Annotated in this window: 1 protein-coding gene and 1 pseudogene; both read left to right on the top strand. The window is 64.4% G+C overall.

Annotated elements, in window-relative coordinates; genetic code table 11:
* Window positions 1-275 (top strand): annotated as a pseudogene (locus I5W_RS04085) (ACP S-malonyltransferase); the annotation flags it as partial.
* A partial coding sequence (gene fabG, locus I5W_RS04080) for a 3-oxoacyl-ACP reductase FabG (RefSeq protein ID WP_044528279.1) occupies window positions 272-891 on the top strand: 620 nt, incomplete at its 3' end. The pseudogene I5W_RS04085 and the gene fabG, both read left to right, overlap by 4 nt.

Raw genomic sequence — 891 nt, 5'->3', positions numbered from 1 at the left:
TTTCCGCCCCGCAGATCCCGCTGATCAACAACGTGGATGTGGCCGTGGTCAATGATCCGCCGCCCATCAAGGATGCCTTGGTGCGCCAGGCCGCTGCGCCGGTGCGCTGGGTCGAGACGGTGCAGAAGATGGCCGCCGAGGGCGTCACGCATCTGGTCGAATGTGGTCCGGGCAAGGTCTTGACCGGCCTGACCAAGCGTATCAATGGCGAGCTGGTGGGTGAGGCCATCGTTGACCAGGAATCCCTGAACAAAGTATTGGAGTTGCTGAAATGAGTGCACAGAATCTGCAGGGCCAGGTCGCCCTGGTGACCGGCGCGTCGCGCGGTATTGGCCGTGCCATCGCCACCGAGCTGGCAAAACAGGGCGCCAAGGTGGTCGGTACGGCTACCTCGGAGTCGGGCGCTGCCGCCATCACCGAGTACCTGGCGGCGCTGGGCCCGGAAGCGGGTCGCGGCGCGGTGTTGAACGTCAATGACGCCCAGGCCAGCGTGGCCCTGGTGGAGCAGGTGCAGAAGGAATTCGGCGCACTCTCGATCCTGGTCAACAATGCCGGCATCACCCAGGACCAGTTGGCCATGCGCATGAAGGAGGAGGAATGGGATAACGTCATCGCCACCAACCTCACCGCCGTAGGCCGTCTTTCGCGCGCCGTGCTGCGCGGCATGATGAAGGCCCGCAGCGGTCGCATCATCAACATCACCTCGGTGGTGGGCGAGGCTGGTAACCCCGGCCAGATGAACTATGCCGCCGCCAAGGCTGGCGTGGCCGGCATGAGTCGGGCCCTGGCGCGTGAAGTCGGTAGCCGCAACATCACCGTGAACTGCGTGGCGCCGGGCTTCATCGATACCGACATGACCAAGGCCCTGAATGAGCAGCAATCGGCTGCCTC

It is taken from the genome of Herbaspirillum sp. B65, from assembly GCF_000333555.1.
In the GTDB taxonomy this organism is placed as follows: Bacteria; Pseudomonadota; Gammaproteobacteria; order Burkholderiales; family Burkholderiaceae_D; genus Herbaspirillum; species Herbaspirillum rubrisubalbicans.
The sequence above is the reverse complement of the archived record's forward strand: the minus strand, read 5'-3'. Positions and strand labels throughout refer to the sequence as shown.